This window comes from Oceanobacillus profundus (assembly GCF_003515705.1).
GTDB classification, from domain to species: domain Bacteria; phylum Bacillota; class Bacilli; order Bacillales; family Amphibacillaceae; genus Oceanobacillus; species Oceanobacillus profundus.
This window is the reverse complement of the sequence record NZ_QWEH01000007.1, coordinates 145,097-166,017: the sequence shown is the minus strand read 5'-3', so window position 1 is coordinate 166,017 and position 20,921 is coordinate 145,097. Positions and strand designations below refer to the sequence as shown.

General features: G+C 35.0%; 14 protein-coding genes. All 14 read right to left on the bottom strand.

Annotation, left to right across the window (positions count from 1 at the left end; genetic code table 11):
• Positions 1-25 precede the first annotated feature (25 nt).
• A complete protein-coding gene (locus D1B32_RS12320) occupies positions 26-6,241 on the bottom strand; it encodes a PA14 domain-containing protein (protein ID WP_158586260.1) in 6,216 nt (2,071 codons plus the stop codon).
• The gene (locus D1B32_RS12315; protein ID WP_187393151.1) at positions 6,232-7,731 is read right to left on the bottom strand and encodes a low copy number virion structural protein; all 1,500 of its coding nucleotides are present in this window, start codon (positions 7,729-7,731) and stop codon (positions 6,232-6,234) included. Before D1B32_RS12315 ends, D1B32_RS12320 begins: the two co-directional genes overlap by 10 nt.
• A gap of 125 nt (positions 7,732-7,856) precedes the next feature.
• Positions 7,857-8,306 (bottom strand): hypothetical protein, encoded by a 450-nt coding sequence (locus D1B32_RS12310; RefSeq protein WP_118889572.1) that lies wholly within the window; start codon positions 8,304-8,306, stop codon positions 7,857-7,859.
• 15 nt (positions 8,307-8,321) lie between these two features.
• Positions 8,322-8,921: a hypothetical protein gene (locus D1B32_RS12305; protein ID WP_118889571.1), complete on the bottom strand. Its 600-nt coding sequence runs from the start codon at positions 8,919-8,921 to the stop codon at positions 8,322-8,324.
• Between the two features lie 24 nt (positions 8,922-8,945).
• Entirely contained in the window at positions 8,946-9,215 is a 270-nt protein-coding gene (locus tag D1B32_RS12300) for a hypothetical protein (protein ID WP_118889570.1), read from the bottom strand.
• Between the two features lie 2 nt (positions 9,216-9,217).
• A complete protein-coding gene (locus tag D1B32_RS12295; protein ID WP_118889569.1) occupies positions 9,218-9,685 on the bottom strand; it encodes a hypothetical protein in 468 nt (155 codons plus the stop codon).
• Positions 9,686-9,701: 16 nt separating this feature from the next.
• A complete protein-coding gene (locus tag D1B32_RS12290) occupies positions 9,702-11,801 on the bottom strand; it encodes a discoidin domain-containing protein (RefSeq protein WP_118889568.1) in 2,100 nt (699 codons plus the stop codon).
• Positions 11,801-13,753, bottom strand: a complete 1,953-nt coding sequence (locus D1B32_RS12285; protein ID WP_118889567.1) for an SNARE domain-containing protein — start codon at positions 13,751-13,753, stop codon at positions 11,801-11,803. Before D1B32_RS12285 ends, D1B32_RS12290 begins: the two co-directional genes overlap by 1 nt.
• 89 nt (positions 13,754-13,842) lie before the next feature.
• On the bottom strand, positions 13,843-16,878 hold the full coding sequence (locus tag D1B32_RS12280; protein ID WP_118889566.1) for a hypothetical protein: 3,036 nt from the start codon (positions 16,876-16,878) through the stop codon (positions 13,843-13,845).
• Between the two features lie 17 nt (positions 16,879-16,895).
• Positions 16,896-18,020 carry a hypothetical protein gene (locus tag D1B32_RS12275; RefSeq protein WP_118889565.1) on the bottom strand — a complete coding sequence of 375 codons (1,125 nt, stop codon included), beginning with the start codon at positions 18,018-18,020 and terminating at the stop codon, positions 16,896-16,898.
• A gap of 12 nt (positions 18,021-18,032) precedes the next feature.
• A complete protein-coding gene (locus D1B32_RS12270) occupies positions 18,033-18,440 on the bottom strand; it encodes a hypothetical protein (protein ID WP_118889564.1) in 408 nt (135 codons plus the stop codon).
• A gap of 15 nt (positions 18,441-18,455) precedes the next feature.
• Complete coding sequence (locus D1B32_RS12265; protein ID WP_118889563.1) at positions 18,456-19,598, bottom strand: hypothetical protein; 1,143 nt, start codon at positions 19,596-19,598, stop codon at positions 18,456-18,458.
• A gap of 12 nt (positions 19,599-19,610) precedes the next feature.
• On the bottom strand, positions 19,611-20,045 hold the full coding sequence (locus tag D1B32_RS12260; RefSeq protein ID WP_118889562.1) for a hypothetical protein: 435 nt from the start codon (positions 20,043-20,045) through the stop codon (positions 19,611-19,613).
• Between the two features lie 26 nt (positions 20,046-20,071).
• Complete coding sequence (locus tag D1B32_RS12255) at positions 20,072-20,914, bottom strand: hypothetical protein (RefSeq protein WP_118889561.1); 843 nt, start codon at positions 20,912-20,914, stop codon at positions 20,072-20,074.
• Positions 20,915-20,921 lie beyond the last annotated feature (7 nt).

Sequence of the window (20,921 nt, the reverse complement as noted above, 5' to 3'; positions counted from 1 at the left end):
CTTTTTGGTTAAAGTAAAGGGGGAATTATCCCCCGATAACTTTAATATATAAGCTGCTTTTAGCATGTTCTTCTTCCATTGTATAAGTAGCAGTTACAAATACAACCCCATTTTTCTGACTTTTACTAGATATGCTTAATTGAGCTAATCCTTTGCTGTCTGTTTTAACTTCTTCGGAATGCATTACATTATGTGTGTCTTTCCATTCAAAACGAATTGTTTGATTAGGAAGTATATGCCATGTATCACTCCGTAGAGTCGCATATATTTCTACACTATCTTGTGAACCTGCAATTAAAGAACCTTTTCCAGCTTTAAGTTCAATGTAACTACGCTTCTCTTTACGATCAACAAAGAAGTTAAGCAATGCACTATTTTCAATCTCATCGCATTCCACTCTGTAAACACTATACAGCTCTTCATTAATGAGTGGAACATCTTGATAGTAAAACTCACCAGCTGCATTTGTTATTCCACTGGCAATTTGAATTTCATCACGCAAGATTTTTACTTCTTTATTTTGAACAGGATTATGATGACGATCAAATACTTGTGCTGTCACATTAACCTTATCCTGACCTTGTACACTTATAGTGTTTGGAGATACATTAATTTTAACATTTTTCGGCTCTATATCAAGCTTATTTGTGAGATAAAGGAACCCTTTATGATTATGGTTTAATATCGGGTTTGAAAGGACTCCACTCTCTCTATAAAAAGGACTTGTGAAATGCCCTTCATATTTAATTGTGGCTCCTTTTATGTTTTCTGGATTATGGACTTGAACTCTTGCTTCATCTTTTAGCACGTTTGCATTCATATCAATATAAAAGCTGTTTTTTAATCGATATCTTATTTCTATCTTATCTTCTTTTGAATAGCTTGAAGCAAAGGTTATGGATGAGTCTGAAGCATCAAAGAGATTCGATACTGCTTGTTCATTAACAAATACTTCTAAAGTTGACTGATCAATATCACTATACTGCAAGTAGTACTTGTTACGATAATTACCATGGAATACTTCTCTGTTTGTTAATGTGAGCTCATCACTTTCATTATAGAAATTAACTTTTCGATATAACACTCCTTGGTTCGATTCAAGAATAATTGGGCTACCTTGACGTGGCCGTGGTGTTATAAAGAATTGATTTGTTTCATCTTCTATCGTATATCTAATCTCTTTTGCATACAGATAATTTTCTTTTTCGTTATAATAATAATATCCATTATGAATGAGCGGATTCCACGGCTTTGGTGTTTCTTCTTTTACTTCAGCTTTAATCTTATAACCAAGGTATGGTGTGACATTCTCAGCTCCTATACGCTGCAGGCTACCTGATGGTGTTTTCCACTCCAGGAAGATATGAGCTTTTTCAAATACTTCAGCATAGTTAATTTTAACTGGGTACCACTTCCCTCCCTCTAAGTAAGTTGAAGCCGAATAATTAGAACCCTTACTCTCAACCCACTCATCAATGATTAAGTGATTATTTACCCACATTCGTACTGCATCATCTACATTGACTTGAAAATCATAGATTCCTGTTTCAGGTGCATACAAATATCCACTCCAACTAGCTGCAAAATTATCTTTTGGATTTGCTTCAGGTAATTTAATTGGATCAATCTCTGGCTCTTCCTGATTAGGTATCTCTTTATTCACTGGTGGACTTTGAGGGGGCTCTTGCCCCTCGACCAATGCATACACCTCTGCCTCACCTATATTTGTTTGCACACCTATTTCTGATTGATTGTGCTTAAAGTAAGCTTTATATGGACTTTGATCACTTCTAATATAATACTCAATAGCTACAATATCATTTTGTGTCAATCCTTTTTCTAAAGCAAAATCATTTAATGCAGCTAGTAAATAGCTTTGCACTTGATTATTTAAATGAACTTCAATCATTGGCTCCTCATCAATCACAGGTCGCTCTATTTCAAATGTCATAGGTGTTCTGAATCTTGGCTCTTCCTTAGGTGTTACACGATCAAAATATTCCATAGAAAAATCCCAGAAGAAAGTATTAGGCTGCGATCTTGTTACTGGACCCCAAGCTCCTTTCATCAGTGGCTCGTCAGTATCGACTATATCAAACCGAAGTATATCATTTGTCCACACCTTGATTTGATTTCCAATTGCACTAACCTTTATCTTATTGATTTCGTTTGCGTTTGCAGTCCAAGATATAGGCAGATGAATCAGTTCTGTTCTTGTATATTCCAATCTTCCAATCCCTTTATTCTCAGGATTTTGACATATGTTTTTATATACTGCCATTCCCCTGACTCCTGTACCTCCACTGCCAATTGAATGATATGCATCCCACTCAAATGAATAATGGTTAAGCGTATCTTCATCAAACTTAAAGATAGCTCCGTACATGTCGTCATCTCCACCACGTACCTGCACAGTAAATTCGAATGTGTAGTCTGTTAAATCTGCATGATTTGGATTATACCAACCAGAGTTTCCATTTTGGTTCCTGAGATTTGTCACTTCAGGGTATCCTTCTTCAGGTGGTCCATGCCAATCTCCTGGCCCATTTAGACCGCCTTCTTCAACGGGCATTGTATCAAATTGCTCCCATTCTCCTGTGAAGTTTGATATATCTACAACTTCGTGTCGTGGGTATACTGCCTCCATCTCTAAATCATATTGAAATGGAATCTTTGATGATGCTGCAAACATTTGAAGCGTCATTGGTATAGGTTCTGTTTGAAATGCAGTCAGCGGTGTTCCATCTCCCCAATCGAACCATATTTCTGGGTCCATACGACTTCCAACAAAATCACCAAGGTAGTTTTTCATTCCCGGTTTGAATTGAGATTCACTAATGTATGACTGAACATGTATCCAATCATACTTATTTAAAGTTTGACTAGGTATATAAATTTCTTTTCCATCTACAATTTGATATGCACTTGAAGGTAAAACCTCACCTTTATGAAATACAGTTATACCCTGCCCATGTTTTTTATTTAAAGTGTAACGCCTATTAACACTTCCTGAGCTATAATGAATAGCAAGCTCCCCAGGATTAATAGCAGATCCCTGTAATCTTAAGATTTTATTACTGTAGCTCCAACCATTACTACTACTGTTTGATACTGGATCACCATCAAGTGTAACTTCTAAAATATGAATAGGGTCATCTGATTGAATGGTTACTGCAACATCAGTCATGTAATTCTTTACTGTGTAGTTTTGAATCATTTCATGATAATTGCCATCTACTTGCACACTTTCAGAAATGATATTGGAAATTAGCGGGAACTGATAATAAGAACCTTGCCATCCTGCTCCCTCTCCTCTTACATCTTCTGTCCATACATCAACAAATGGATTCGTACTAATCACTTCAAACTTATCAATAATAGTGTCAGCCATATCATATGTTTGGTCATTGCTTAAGTCTAATTTGATTGGGTCATCTATGGAAAGAACTTCATTCGATTTTACTTTAAAAATATCATTACATTCTTTCCATTCGCTATACCAATCTGTAAACCAAATGTATGCATCCATATAGTTTGAAGAAAAATCAACTGTATCATTAGTTTGATGAATTCTGTAATTTATTCGTTCATCACTTACGTCAATATATGGTCCTGTAACACTAATTAAATGGTCAGGTATATAAACAACATCGGTAGGAACATCAATCATATCTGCTTTACCTAATCCATCTTTAAAGAATGGTCTTCTACCGTTAACCTTCCCATAGCCGATGTACTTCCCTGATGTCCAAGGAACTAGCCTTGGTCTATCTTCACAATGTATTTCTACTTGGTCATTAATTTTATTTGTTTTTATAATGGGTCTCCCATTTATAATATTGATAGGTTGAGCTGTAATATTAGTATTCATTTCATTAAAGCTGCTTTTGAATCCCATCCATACTTCATTCGTTAGGCTAGGCTTAATCTGAATCAAAAGAAACTCTACATCTTCATATCCATGATACATCACTTCTTCTGTGGTTGGTTCCACATAGTGTTCTGGCATTGGAGGAATATCAACAAATACATGTTTTTTATTTGTAACAATTCCATCACTTTTGATATCAGCTGGATATGTTCCCATATACCATTCTGTTGTTTTCATGTAGACTTTTTCATTTTTCAATTCAATCTCATCATAATCATCATTGATTGTTTGGTCGATTGGCTTCAAATGATACGTTGCCCACTTTAAACCATCAAATTCTTTTCTACAATCAATAGATTGAATCCATCCTTGGTATGCGTAGACTTTATCTTCAAATGATTTAGTTGTTTCAATGACCTTTGGATTTCTTCTCCACATCGTGAACCGTTCACCTTCTAGGTCCCAGTCATCTAGCGGATTAGAAGGAACATTAATTTGCAAATCATAATTCTCAAAGATAAGGTTAGGATTTTTGTTTATATAATTCTTTAAATCCTTTCCAAAAACAGAATTAGCACTTGTGAAAACAACTTGAGCCGTAGCTGGTGATATTTCTTCAGGAGTGATAGTTACACTTCCTTTTTTTACAATAGCATGAGTCCGTATCTCTCCTGCATCTTGTGGGTTATTTGTTCGCACTGTCACTGGATTATTTAATGAGGCACTCATTGTTCCTTTTGATTTGTCTCTAATCACACCAGTAACACTTGTTATTTCATAATCTGGATTCCTTAAACCAGTTTGACTTCTAGCGGCTGCTCTTGCATCACTATTCACATAGTTTCTACCCGATGAAGATATTTGTTTAGAACCTGGGTCTTTATACGTATTCCACCCTGTTTCAGGCTTTCTACCTGATATATTATCCCACCTAGTTACAGATATCTTTTCAAACTGTACGGATTGAGAGAAAGTTGCAAGCCCTACACTCCCACTACTAAAGCCACTACTTACATTAAATCGTGCTGCAAGCTGATATCCATCTGGCTTATAGTTTCCTTGCTTGTAGCTTTGTGTATATATTTTAACTTCTCTGCCAGTGCATCGTATTTTTACACTATTTTTCCAATTCATGTTTGCCCAATCTTGTCTCCAACCTCTGCCGTTACCACTATAAGTTAGATTCACTTGACGCATAACGCCATTGGTTACTTTATACACTCTGTAATGCTGCTTACCCCAACCTTGATCGTTCTGCAGGGATCGGTAGTTTGCCAACTGTGCAGATGACAAACGCATTCCACTGTAGTAGTTGCTTACTCCTATACGTGAAAGGTTTGTATTGCCCATAAATTTGGCATATTGATTTTCTGCTTTCGTATGAGAATACGAACCAGAAATATTACCTGTGAGCATATTATATCCACTAAGGCTTCCTGGTCTCCATCCACTAATTAATAAGTCGTCACCTTCCCACACAAAAATGTAAAAATCTTTTCGGTTACTCTTTGCACGAAAAATGAATCCCAATACGTCATCATCTGCACCTGGCTCATCTATTAAACGGCCATCAGAGGTAACACGTTTTGTTATTGGATCATCACGAAGACCAGTTGCTTTTACTGTTTTAAATTCATACTCAGCTTCGTAATCTGACCAATCATAAAACTCTTTTGCGATGATTCCACTAGCATGGGAGCGGTTGTCAATTTCCCTGACAAAGTTACCTGACTTGTTCCAAACAGATCTTGGCCCAGGTCCGATAAAGTGTCCATTGGCACTTGTAAACAAGTCAGCAGCACCCGAAACAGCTTCAGTGGCTGCTTTTCCCTTCCAATTAACCGCATACTCTAAAATGTCTTGCTTTACCCTAGAATGAACATTCATCTGAGCTTCCCAATTTCTTTTCGTTGGCTGAGGGTCTTTTTGTGTAACCTCATATTTCATTGTCTTACCCGGATATGCATCAACACGATGGTCATAAGGTTGTTCATTATCAGTTACTAGCTCTTCCCCTTTATAGTGAATGCCATATTCAAAAGGTATTTCTGAGTAAATAACAGTCTCGTGCTTTTTTCTCCCTCGATGACGTGCCGCATATTGAAAGGATTCTTCAATGACTTCTTCTTGAGGGACTTTAACATATAAATCATCGTTATCTCCTATCCCTGAACGAATGGCATTAACTTCTTCATAGCTCTCTTTTCCTTGAGTGTGAAGTAATGTTGATTGACCTTTAGAAGTAATAGGGTCCTTCCTGCTTCTTTTATCTTCCCAAGGATCTATTTCAAAATCTTCATCGTTTCGTCCCAATTCATAAGCATCGTCTCTTTCAAATGAATCAGGATTAACATTTTCATCTATTTCCATATCTGCCCATCCTCCCATCTATTAATAAGAAACTTATAATCTTTCCAAACTGACATGTCACTATCCCACATGTTTGGAATATAGCCAAGCCCTGATAATTCTTTAGAAACGGTATCCCAGTATCCTTCATCCCATTTAAACCGATTCCACATTATTGGAGCCACCGTATTGATATAAGACACCCATTCGATTAGCTTACCAGTTGCTTGGCCGTTTTCTTGATACATCATCTTTTGTAAATTAATATCATTCTTATTATGCAATTCATGCTTATCTAATCCATAAATGAAGCTGATAATATGCTTTTGATATCTCCTTAATGGATGAATTAAAATATGCTTGTTATTAAGAATCTCATATTGATCGTCGCTTAACGGCTGATAGTCTACTCGTAGGCTATCAATGTCAATCGGAAGCCCGCTCCTATTATGTATCAGCAATGATTTTTGATCGTTCTCCCAAAGGAGCTCTTTTCCATTCGTTCGCTTAATGAGATTTAACTCTCTTGCTATGCCATGTCCAATACCTGTCTTAGAACTATTTGCAGGATATCGGAATACATCTAACAATCTTTCCTTGAAATCTTTATTGTTCTCTAGATGAAGACGTTTTACATTTAAGAGCAATCCAAATTCATCAAAGGTATTCCAGATGTGATAGGGTATAGGGTTTGATTTAAATTCTTTGATACCATTCTCATTTCGAACTATCCCTCTAATTTCATCAATCATTGATTTTGAATAAAACCTACGATCCTCATAATCAATCATTCCACCCTGGTTTGTGTCGTTATTAAAGAAGCCCTTAATATCTTCGATGATTGGAATAATATGTGTCTGACTCTCTTTTTGGTAAAACAATTGAATGATATCATTTTGTTTAACTTCTATTAATGGGTATACATAGACCCAATCTAAAACATGAACATCTGTCTTTGTTAGATGCTTTTGGTCATCAATCCAATTTAACCAGGATTCGACTTCTTCAAAATTCATTCCATAGAAGTTTAGAAACTGCTGTCCTATACTTTCCTTGTATTTACGAATCCTTGTCCATTGAGGATATTCATCTGCAAGCTTTTGCGTGATTGTTGAGTACCAATATGTGTTTGTGAATACAACTAAATATCCATCTTTGGCTACTTCACACTCGAATGTCTTCTCCTCTTGATTATGGAAGAAATCAATTGTTTCCCATTTATTTAGCTCAATATCATATTGGTAGAGTGATGCATACTTTGCTTCCGTATGGGTCAATCGATTACGATATGGAATTGTCACAGATGTTTTTTCATTTATATTCTCTAAGTGAAACTGTAAGTTAGTTGGCTCTTCACTCTGATATAAAGATGGCTCTTTAGGAAAAATATAGGTTTCTTCAAAGTCTAAAACAACTTGATTTACAATGATATTTTGAGGTCCCTTAATAATTAAGTCTGTATCTGTTGATTCGCCTACTCGCACATATTTTTGTTCGTCTAAATCAGGCATATCTAACACACTCCGTTCTCCTTGTAATGCATTACAATTATAACACGAAAAGGTGTACTTGACGATACAGCAAGTACACCTTTATTTAAATAACTATTTCTTTTTTAAGGAAAGCCGTTAATCATTTATTGAACCTGTCCAGTAACATTTCTTTTACGTAAAACATGTTCTTCTCGATTTTTAAGTATTTTCTTCGCTGCATTTTCAGCATATGACATATAATCAAAAAGCCAATCATCGATTGAAATATTTTCTGTTGTAATCTCATGAAGGTCTAACACTTTTTGTAACCCTTCTTCAATCTTTTTATCTTGAGCGGACAATGCTATCCCTTCAACTTTTTTACGCATTAATCGAATATGTGCATATAAAACAAATTCAACAGCAGATACTCCTTGACTTAGGGTGATTTGGCTTTCAGCAATATTGAATAAAATTTCATTAACTTCTTCTTGTTGTCCTGGTGTTAACGTCTTATAATTACTATGATTAATTTCACCAGTCTTAATCATACTTTCTATTTGTTTTTGTTCTTTCTTTTCTGCGGGAATGAAACTAATGTGTTCTCTAACCACTATTTGTTTTCCTCCTTATGTCCAAGTTAAGGCGTAATTTAATAGCTTTGTTCTTACTGACAGTTTCACCTTAATGCGAATCTTATTACCTGATAAACTAACAGAATCATTAAAATAGAAGAGCTCATTTGGAATAATTGACTCCCATGTAGTCCCATTGTTTCGGGATATGGAGCATAGCAATGTTCCTACGTGTTCGATGTGTAAAACAATTTGTTCAGGGATTATTTGAGTTATCTCTTCTTTCGTCTCAATCACACAATCTTCACCAGCTGTAATTAGACCAGTCACTGAATCATGTGTATAATCCCTACTTTTCTCAGTGTCAATTCCACTTAAATCAAGTAGGTCATCAAATATCATGTTATGCATTTCATATTTTTTACTTTGAGCTACTGCATTTAATTTTGCATTTGCTTTCATAATGTTGACAGCATTCTTGATGATTAAGTTATCTGCTTGCTTAGTTACATTTCCAATAGCATTATCAATATTATCTATACGCTCTTTTACGGTGGAGAAGGATCCTGTAACTCCCTCTCCTAATACTTTATTTCGTGTGTTGCTTTCTTCTTTACTGGCTTTACTTGCTGTTCCATATGAAAGAATATCCATTTATAACCACCTCTTGTAGTAAGACTATTTTTCACCAATGCTTTGGTCATTTATTTTATTGAAGTGATTTGTTAATATTTCATTTAAGCAGTCTCCATTAATAGCAGGTATAGTCTGAAACTCACCGACTAATGGAGTTAAGTTAGTTTCTTCTTCTCCCTCAAATATAAATTGAATTAGATCCCGTTCATGATTATATTCAACATGTGTAATTTTTACTCTCTTTTCTTCAAGCCCTAATATTCTTGATAACTGTTCAGTTGGTATTCTTAATTGACTTTTATATTTACTCATTTCTATTTCACCTCTAAAATTGATTGTTTTTCAGATTCAGCAAATAAGGCAATAAGTTTCTCGTCAAAGACTGGTCTCCAAGCTATATTCTGCAACTCAGGAATTAGCTTCCCTTCAATTAACACATTGTCTTTATTTCTCTTCACGATGAATTTCTCATTTTTGTCTTTGTCATACACTGTGAAAATAGGGTAAAGTGAAACTTTGTCTGTATCTTGATCTCCTTCAATTTCTTCCTCTTGGTATAATTCTGTCTCATAATATTCTTTTAACATTTTAGAAATGATTGTACCATGCAAACTATTTTGATGTCCTTCAGGGAATATTTTCATTTTCTCTTCTAATTCTTCAACTGATAGGAAGCGATTCAATGAGTCTACAAAAATTACTTCACCTTTATTCTCCCAAGATAAAGCAACATGTCCATTATTAATGCCATATTTTCCATTATTAAATCTAAATTTATTCATCTTATTCTCTCCTTTTTTATATCCATGCATAACTTAATCCATGTATTTCTTGTCCATTTTCTAATACTGCTTTCACACGAAGCTTATTGCCTTCTGGCTGACTTGATATATCTGTTAATTTATCGTCTTTTACTTGAGTCCAGGTTTCCCCATCATCACGAGAAACATATAATGTGGGCTTATCTGCTTCTAGAAGCTCATACATGACAGATAAACTTTCAACACTTGGTGTCATGGTGTATTGCTTTTCATTGATGGTGAGTGAGTTTATTTCCACTACGTCTGTTAAGGATTCTTGCTCTAGATAGAATGCAAATCTTGCTCTTCCATTTGGGAAGATTGCTGACAACTCATCTTTTGTAAGAACATTAAATTCTTCCAGCGTAAATCCGATGTCTTTTACTAAAGGCAAATTTGAAAGATTACCATAACCAATCACTTCAGATAAACCATGCCAATTGCTTCCACTATCTCCACTTGCAATAATTTTAAGTACTCCTTGATCTGAAACCGTTGACTCTAACTTTACACTCTCTATATCTCCTACTTCTATATTTTCTTTAGGGAGAAGTAGTTGAGGGTGTGGGATAGCTGTTAAGTTAACTTTTCGACTTACTTGAGATAATTCATATAATTCCATCTCGCCTATAGCGGCGCTACTTCCATTTGTTGACAATACGAGTATTCTGTAATACTTATAGAAAACACTATTGCTTATATTGAACTCTTTACGAGTAACAAAGTTTCCCCAATCATCATGTCCTACTTGTGTGTCTAAAACAACCCATTCTTCATTGTCATGACTTCCTTCAAAACTCCAGGAATTAGGTGCACCTCTTCCTCCCCAGGTATCTCTTCTTGACTCAATCACATATTTTCTAATAATTTTGGGATCTGTGAATTCTACTTTCAACCACGCTCCAGCATTTTCATTATTAGAAAGCCAAGCCTCCGTGGAATCATTCTTATCATCAAATGCTCTCCAAGGACCAAAACTTTCACCACTGCCGCTAAATGAAGAAGCTGACACTGTACAGTCTTCATTTATATTAGAAGGCCCCATTTTTGGTATGATGTCAGCTTCGCTTACTGTCATACTATCATCTGTCCAACACAATAACTCTGGTGTATCTGATACTAAACCTTGTATAGCTTCATTATCTATTATAGATAGATCAGTCATACCATGAGTGTCGAACATTTCTTTGGTGGCGGGAGCTGTCCCGATAGTTTGCCAAGTCTTAATTGTTTTGTTCTCATATATTTGAATACTTGCAACCCTGGTGTATGGAGTTCTGATCCTACTGACAGTAAATTTATAATACTTATAAAAGTTATCGTTAAAGAAATTAAATTTTTTAACTTCTAATTGATTCCAAGTTAACTCATGATTTTCAAATAATATATCCCAATTTACCTCATCATTGCTTCCCTCCAAAATGTACGAGTCAGGGGCGTTATCAATGCCTATGTTTGAAATTTCAGTTGAACGAATTCTTTTTTCTTCAGGAAGACTAATGGCAATAACTCCATTACCACCACTATATCCAGGAGAGGTCTCACTGTCATTATCGAAAATTTTATATGCATAAGAAGAAGTCTGGACCCCCTGTATAGACTTTACAACATACTCGTCAGGGCTGTTATTGGAAGACATTGTAGGAATAACTGGAATATAATCTCCTATAATATCTATATACTTCTTTATCTCTTCTCCATCTTGGAAGAGGTATTTATCTAGAACTTCTTGAACTCCATAGATGTCAAACATCGTTATATTTCTAGTAAAATCAGCAGAAACAGAAAGAATTTTAATGGCTTTTACTTTATCTGCATGTACATTATAAAAGGCTCCTGTTATTGACATATTTGCGTTTGAAGGATCGATGTACGTGATTAATTCATTTAATTCGATATCACGATAAAACTCAACTTTAGTTCTCCAAGGATGACTTTCAGCCATAAATACTTTCTCTACAAAAGTAACTTTATCTAATATAAATATAAGTCCTTCATTTGTAATTAAATCAGATGTATTTATATCACCATCAGTCATATTTTTCTCTCCTGTTATTGTTGTTTTGTCATACAATAATCCAGGTCTATACTCATTCATTACTTAATTACCTCTACTTTCTCAATGGCTTTAAATTTAATTTTATTAATAGCCTTTTTTAGTAATGCCCCTTCTCCTGTAAAATAAGTATCTACTTCCATTGGATCACTATAGGAAGTTTTTAATTTAGCTGCTTCATCAAATTCAATAAAATTATTCTCTTCAAAATCAGCTTTCTCTTCTTCTGTAAAATCATGTACAAGTGTTTCTAATTTTTCTCCTTCAGCAGCAAGTTCTACTTTTATCTTTATGAATCTATCAGGAGAATTTATTGACCCATCTGAGCCTATTGACTCATAATCAGAAAAAATAACATCATCTAAGGAATTAGCTATAGATATATTTATATCCTCTTCTTTTAAATCCAATGTTCCATATCCGATGAATTGTAACTCTGCAATTGTTGGAAAGTCTTCCCGATCTGCTCTTAACACCTTTACTCGATAGGCGTTATAGAGATTCCTATTATCAATATCAAATTCTCTTATTTCTCCTAGTGCCCAATCATTTTCTCCATATACTCTTTGAATATCGAACCAGTTTCCATCGTGTCCGTCTGTAGTATCATTTGATGCTTGAACTAAAAAACTACTAGGTGTCCTATTTGGACTTGAGTCATTCCTTGCTGTCATAGATATTTTAGTAACCACTTTAGGAGTTTTAAATTTATACCCAACATAACCACCTACACCCTCGCTATTCCAAAAATCTGATGGTTCCTGATTGAAAGCTAACCAAGGATATCTAGGTTCATTAATGTGAGTGTAGTAATCACTTGCAAAGACAAGCCCCTCTGGGTCTGCATAAGAGTTCATTTTAGGGACTAAGCTTCGATCATCTTGATATATAGATATTTTCTTTGGACTATTACCTAAATCAATAGTGTTTGATTCATATATTCCATTAGGAATATATATATCTTTTATTATTTTTCCTAAAAAATCAATCTCTGCAATTGAAGGATAATCAGCTCGTACAGCATTTAAAATTAGTACTCTATAAGCTATAAAAGAAGACTCATTATCTATTGAAAAAATCCTTCTTTCCCCTAGTTCCCAATTTGTTTCATTATTAAATTGAACAAGGTCTACCCATTCTCCATTAGTTCCATCTGTAGTATTAGAAGATGCTTGTATAATGAATTCACTTGGAGTTCTGTCTGGGGTAGTATCGTTTCTTGCTGTGATTGCTACTTCTTCAATCTTCTTAGGTTCTGTAAATTGATATCCAACATAGTTGTTTAGACTTGTAGTGTTCCAAAAATCTGAGCCATCGTGATTGAAAGCTAACCAAGGGTATCTATTTGAATAGTGGCTGCTTGCGAAAACAAATCCTTCTGGACTTGTATCACTTGTCATTTTTGGTATTAGGTTTTGTAAATCAGGAGATTCATATTGACCAATCTTTCTTAGCTCAATTTTATCGCCATTAATTATCGTATTGTCATGCATTCCATCTTCAAAGTTAATTAATTGTAATTTAAGATGCTGTTCAATTGTAGCTTGAGACACAACTATCTGTAAGGGGATATTTTCAACTTCTTCAACAACAGTAACAATTTCTGCTTGTGACTCCCCTTCAGCAATCTTAATGATGTTGTTTAAACCATCATACAAATAATTTACAGACATACTTTTGTCTATACCTGATTCATCGATAAAGTCATCAACTATCATGTCTGATAAGCTATATCGTGATTGATTTAACAGAGAGCTTACACGTAAATTGTGTTTGTTTAAATTAATCATGGTGTGAGCTGAAACATCAGATACTCTATTATATAGTTCTACTTCTGGATTTTTCTTTTCTAATTCAGCTATTCGCTCATCGACATTATTGTAAATATCACGTATATCTAACTCTTGCTCTGTTCCATTCATGCCTAGTCGATCCTGTGTGTTTCTAATTTCTTCTTTTGCTTTACTTGCCTTCTGATAACTAATTACGTCCATTTAATACCTCCTCTGTAAGGTGGTTTAATAATGTAGTGCATTTCACTGTTAATATTATAACGTATCAAATAAAAAGAAGGAAGGGCTTTTTAAGCCCAACCAACTGAAACTGCTGAAAGTTTGGAGTTGCTACTTGGAAGTTTAATTTTTATTTTTAGTTCTGTAATATTTACTTCATTTAATTCATGGAGGTTATTTTCTGCAATTTCTACCCATGTTTGATTATCACTTAAATATTCAAAGACTAAATCGTTACTCCCTTCTGTAGCTATCCATAGTGTATGAGGTGACACATCCACCTGTTCTGGGAGAAGAATGACTTCACCTGTACCTGTGAACGCCTTCTCCTCATTACTATAAGTAGCGGTCATACTTTCTACACCTGTAGTATCTTCAAAAGTGTCGATAACTAAATCATGTAGATTGTATCTTTCAGATTGTATTAATGCATTTGCTTTAAAATTTAGCTTAGCCATATTGATGGCATTAGTTTTCTCTAAGTCTTTCATACGACCTTCAATGGTTAGTTCATCGTACGTTAAGTTTATTCCTTCTAATACAGGTGTTTCGCTTGCTGCCGGTGGAGAAGAAATAGTGAGTGTGTCTACGTATACAGTGTCAGTTAACTCTTCCTGTTCCAGGTAGTAAGCAAAACGTAACGTGGTTGAGCCATTTAAAAGAGAATCAATTTGTTCTTTTGTAAGGTTGCTTACAACGTCAGGAGTCATGCCGTTTAGTTTGACTGATTCCTTAGTTGGCTCGATAGGCTGCCATTCTCCATTAAAGCTGTACCATGTAAAACTTTGATCTGGACTAACTATGCAATTCAGATTTAAATAACTATTTTTCTTATACATTTTTAGCTCCGAAATAGAAGGGCCGAATTCATTTGAATTTAAAATATGAAGTCTATAGTGCGAATAGCTTTCATTGTTATCAATTATATGTGTTTTATCAATCTCATCGCTCAACCATGTTTCACCTTTTACTTCATGTAATATTTCCCAATTACTATTGTCATTGCGACCTTCGAATTGGTAGTTATATGGCTTTTGAGCTAATGCTTTAAAGTAATATTTAGATACTACTTGAGGTTCAATAAAACGAAAACCGATATATCCTATTGGATTAGTTGAACCAGCCCACCTGGTATTATCATTATCGTCAAAAGCCATCCATCCTCTATAACCTGAACTATACTCATGGTTATATATAACTTCTCCAATATTAGATTGATTAGAATTTAATGTTGGTATTAAGCCTTCAAACACATAGGGTTCAAATTCTATATTTATATTTATATTTTCTACTCCCCCAGAGACCTCTATATCTCCTTCAGGAAACACTAATTGTCCATGTGGTACAGCTTGTATACTCATAGTAGAACTTTCTTTACTTGCATCATCTGTATAATGAAGTAGTTTTGGACTCGACGATACAAGTTGTTGTAATCCTTCATCGGTTATTTCGTCCAAGTTATCCATTCCTTGTTCTAGGAAGAGTTGTTCGGTTGCTGGAGCAGGTGAAATAGTAATCCAAATATTATTTAGACTATCCCACTTCTTCACTTCTCCATTATCTTCAAATAAATATTTATTAATAGAAGGAGGAGTAAGTGATTCTATTTCTAGGACGGGACGGAAAGCTCTAACATTAGACGCTTCATTTGAAAGAGCTGTGTAAAAAGCATCAACCCCCGCTGGGCTTATTCCAGATAAAGATTGTCCTCTTAACACACGATGTTGAGCATTTGATGACGGAGTTGATGAAGTCCATGTTCTAGGAAACCAGGTATTTTGATTACCTACACTAATGTCCCAATGCCACACCTCATCATCACCCGCTACATATCTTCCATTACCTGTTCCTTCTACAATATATTTATCCCATTCATTGTCTTTATCGGAACTTGAAATTCCCCCTGTTAATAGACGAGTAGTAAAGGAGTATAAAGATGGATCATATTCTTCAATCGTGATAGGCAAACCCGTATTTGGAATTCCTTCACTGTTCAATGTGTCCCAGGAAATTGAGTGTTGAATATTTCGATCTGCAACAAGTATCTTCTTCCCATTATATTCATCTACGCAAATATAATAGAAATCCCCATCAGGTGTAGTGCTACTTTCTGGTGGAATAAAATCATTAATTCCATCTACATATGTTTCTTCTCCTAGATTAGAGAAGATTCCTACTTGACCACTTGTGGGAGCTGAGTAGTGTGCTCGGATGCGCTTTCCGATTGTTAATTCATCTGGTGTCAGGGCTTCCGATTCATGAAGGAATCTACCATTTTCGTCTATGTCGATAGCATCAAGAGCAATAAATCTTGTTAGACTATTTATCACTTCTACCGTATGCTCTTTAAATTCTAACCCTGTTTTTTCATAAACTAGAGTAGCTCTTGCTGTTGATGGGCCATAAGCTGAATAGGATTCCTCAACCCCATCTATTATTACTCTAACACTTGAACTGCGATTTTCTGCTAAAGCATCAACTAGTCTTATTTTTGTTCCGATAAATTTAAAGCTGTACGAATCCTCGCCATTTGAATCTGTCCCTGTAGTTGTTCCGTTAAAGTAACCCGTTATATTACTTCGAATCCAATTTCCCTCATACTTAATAGCAGGATGTCTATCATCATATCTTTTCCAACCTTCTTCTGGATCAAGAAGTTGGTCGCCTACTTGAGCAGGTGGTGGAAGGAGTTCTCCTGTTTCGTCTATATCAATAGCATCTAAATTAACAGTACCACCTTGAGGAAGCACTATCTTTACGATATGTTCTTTGTATTCTAAGTTTGAAAAATCAAACACTAAAATTTGATATGCATTATCTCCTTGAAGACTTGCAGATCCAATATTGTTACCATCTATATATATATCTGCCTTCTCGGAGTAACCTATATTTATTCTTGCAGTCCATCTAATCTTACTGCCAATAAACTTAAAACTAGCAAATGTTTCTCCTTCAGGAATATTGTATGAAGAATAAGTTCCATTGTATGCTCCTGACAAAGAAGCTCCTATATTTACTAAGTCATGATACTTAATAGATTCATGTGTATCATCATATCTTCTCCAACCACTCTCTGGCTGAAGTAATTGTTCTCCTACTGTTGCCATTCTTTATTCACCTACCTTTATTCTTTATACTCAAAACACGGACGAAATCCATTTGTTGTAGTGGCTCCACTTGATGTGTAGAATACAACATTTTCTACCCCACTTCCTCCTCCTCTTGTAACCCTACTAGAAGGACTTCCTGAAGATAGGTTTACATCTGGAGTGTCTTGAGTCCACGCTCTAATATTACTCGAATGAAACACATCATCTAGTGTCTTACCTACTTGTATCTTCTCTTCAGGAAAGTTTACAATATAACGATCCCATTCATTATTGGTCGGCCATGCTCCAAAGCTTTGATCCATTGTACTTTTATTTCCATTCTCATCTGCATAAGCTACTCCTCCTGTAAGGGAGCGTATAGTGCCTGCTGTGTCATACATTTCTAAATGCCCTATATTAACAACTCTACTGGTATTCTGGTTTTCTGTGACAAGTATTCTATAAGTTAAATAAGGAGTTGAATTTGAAAAACTGAATGACTTATATTCACCTTCAATCCAATTTGTTACATCTTTTTGTTCATCAAGTATGACCCAGTTCTCACCATCAAAGCCTTCAAATGTCCATGATTTAGGTGCTTGCTCTAAATTATACATAGAACCTGAGGATTTAAATTTATAGCCGTTTACAATCTCTGCTTTGGCGAACTGATATGAAAGCCAACCTCTTCCAGGAGTATCTGATAACCAACCAGTATAATTATCATGAAAAGCTTCCCATGCTCTGTAAACCTTACTGTTATTAAGAGGCTCTACATATTCCCCACTCGCACTAGCCACTCCACTAGGAGAATTATTACTTGTCATAATGGGGATAATGTTTCCATTGTCCCAAGGTAATTCTTGTATAAGTTTATTTGTATTCAGTAAATCCCACGAAATAGTATGGTAAATTACACGATCACTTATAAGCAAACCTTTTGCTACTTTCACGTAATAGAAAAGAATAGATCCAGTTGTTGTTCCTGAATACACATCTTCATAGCTACCGCTATTTAACACATGTTCATTTCCCATGTTAGTATTTAACCTTGGTACAGATGAAGAGCTTGCTCTATGAGAACTTGCAACTATATAATCCCCTATCTCCATATCGTGAATGCTTGTTTTTAAACTACCCGTTGTAGCTGGTACTGGCATATCAATTCACCTCTACTTACTTAATATAAAATCTGCTTTTTCACCTGTTATCTTTTCAATTCTCTTTGCTTTGAAGTAATACTTTTCATTAATGACGATATCATCTACAGCATGTTTTCCTGCTCGCTTTGTTAGTAAGCAATCATAAATTCTGTAATACATTTTTTTACCATATTCAGCTGCATAAGCAATGCAGATATTGAATTCTCTTTTTTCTTTAGCTAGTTTATATAGATCAAGCTCGTATTCAAAAGTAACGAATAAAGCTTCCCCATTAATTGTATACTCGTCTGAAGCAAAGAAATCTTCTTCCCAATTTAGCTCTTGTAATTCTCCTACGATTTCACCGTTAATTGTTACCATTAAATCTGCACCACAGAATGCTATATATGTTCTCGAATAAGTTTCATCTATAGACATTTTATATCTCTCCTTTTAGTTTACTGAAATGCTTTCTATTTTCTTAAACTTGCTCTTATCAATGACATACTCATATACTTGCCCTACTCCTTCTGGTGTAGGTGTTTCATCTATGCTTGTGTAAGACGTTACAAGTTTTAATTCACCGTTAGCTTCTACATAATCATTCAAGGTGAATCTGTTTTCTTCACTGGACTGGTCAAAGTCGTGAGTCTTATCTTCTCCACCAATGTCGGCATCTGCTGATAGTGTTGCACGTATCTTTACGTATCTTGATTGTTGTGGATTGGACTCATCTAAAAGTGTGAATGGTGTAAAAGACACTCCATCTGTGGAGGTGGCCACTTCTAGTGTAACCGTAGCATTTGCTGTTTCTTGCTTCAACACATCCACTAACTTTGTTTCTTTCCATCCTATACCTAAATCTATAACAGGAGAAGTCCATGTTCCTTGTGGAAAATATGTGTTTATTTCTTCTTGCTCGTAAAATTCAACTTCATTAACTGTCATTCTATTTCCAGATCTTATACTGTTCCATGTTATGCGATAGTACTGATAAGGAACTGGGTCTTCTATTAATATGTCAATTTCTGTTTTGGTTTCATTTGTTTCATGATAAATAAGATCGAATTCTATTTCATCATTGCTTCCTTCTACTTTCCATTCTCTTGGTTTTCCATACCCATTATAAATAAATCTCATTTTGGAGAGATTTTTAGCTTCATGAAAAGAAATTTGAAACCATCCAGGAAAAGTTGAGCTTATAGAGGAGTTGGCTCCCAAATTTCCTAGATCACCATCAAACATTGCACTTTCTCCCTGATTACTAAACCGAAACAAATTAGGAGAAAAACTAAATCCAAAGGTTTTGTTTAAGTTATTTAATAACAAATTCGTCTCTGAATTTATTATAGTTTTTCCCACTACTTGTAGTTTTATTTTATTATTATCTACCTCAGTGTTATAAGACAAACCTTGATTTAAACCAATTTGCTTGCTTCCTTTCACAATCAATTTCTCCGCTTGTCCTTCTATCCAATCCAACCGATGATCGACAGTTTTGAAATGCCCTTCTGCTTTCTGGCCAATAATTGCATCATTTAATTCTTGAATACTTCGCAATGTACTCATTGCTTTTCCAAGTGAAACTACGTCCATACAATCACCTCTTTATGCTTCTGGTAGTGTTACAGTTGTACTTGTTGCAATACCTGTAATATTTCCATCGGTATACATATACGTTTTATGGATTGTTATTGTATTACCATTTGTATCTATAAAAGTTTTAGTTGAATCTTTCAACTCTCCGCTTCCATCTTCTTTATAACCATATTCTGTTACAGAAGGATTATCACCAGTAACTTCATGTTGAATAACATTACTGTCAGCATCGTACGTAAAGAATTCATTGAAGTTTCCTGTCTCTAATTTATTCATATTGAAAGACATTACATTTTCTTCAATTTCTTTTAAACGTTGGGATATTTTCTTGCCACTTTCTGCGTTTGCGAGTTTAATATCTTCATTCACAAGCTTTAATTCATCTAATAAATTCTGCAGCTCAATTCCTAAATCATATTCTAATATTTTCGTTGGATTACTCAAAACATATCCCTCCTAGTATATTTTAATTATAAAACATCGATTAAACGTGGTCGAATGCGCTCTTCCTCTAATACCGTGTGATTTGTAAGCAAGGCGGGCATATCATTAAGGTAGAAATAGTTAAGCTTAAAATCCACAATATTTTCGTCCATATCCATTACTTCTTTTACAAAATCATTATAAATAAAGTCTTGATCTGTTTTGAAATTACCGAAGTAATTCATTAATCCTGATTGAATTTTATAGCGTATGCTATCTTTCTGTGGGGTGCTCTCTTTAAAAATAATCTGCAGCTGCATTTCAAGTGGGATATCTGCTGGCAACACAACCTCTGGCCTAACTCCAAAGCCTTTCTTCTCTTGTATTGCATTCTCAACATCAACCTTAACTGCTTCTGCATCAAATCCATAAAGTGTTGTTATGATGAAACTGAAGCTACCAGTACCATGTGTATACTCTTTACCAACAATTGATTGCACACCTGATATTGGTAAGATTGCTAATCGCAAAGCTTCTTCATTGGAAGACACTGCAGCTGTTACTTGTTTTGAAAGCTCATAACGATAGGTGTCTAATGTAATAAGCTGTTCTATTCTATCCCCTGTTTCGGGGTCAATGACAACTTCTATCCTTCTAGGGTAATTAAATAACTCACCAAAATATAATAAATGCTCCTCATCTGCTCTGCTTAAATAGCCATTATGAAGAACTGCTTCTGCAAATTCATACAGATTCTCATATTCGCCAGCTGTTGCTTCAACAATTGATCTTGCAATACTTCCAGAGTTCAGATTCGTGATTGGTGTATTTTCTGCTATTAAATTCATTGCATCACGTATGATTTCTTGGCCGCTTTTCTTAACTAACATCACCCAT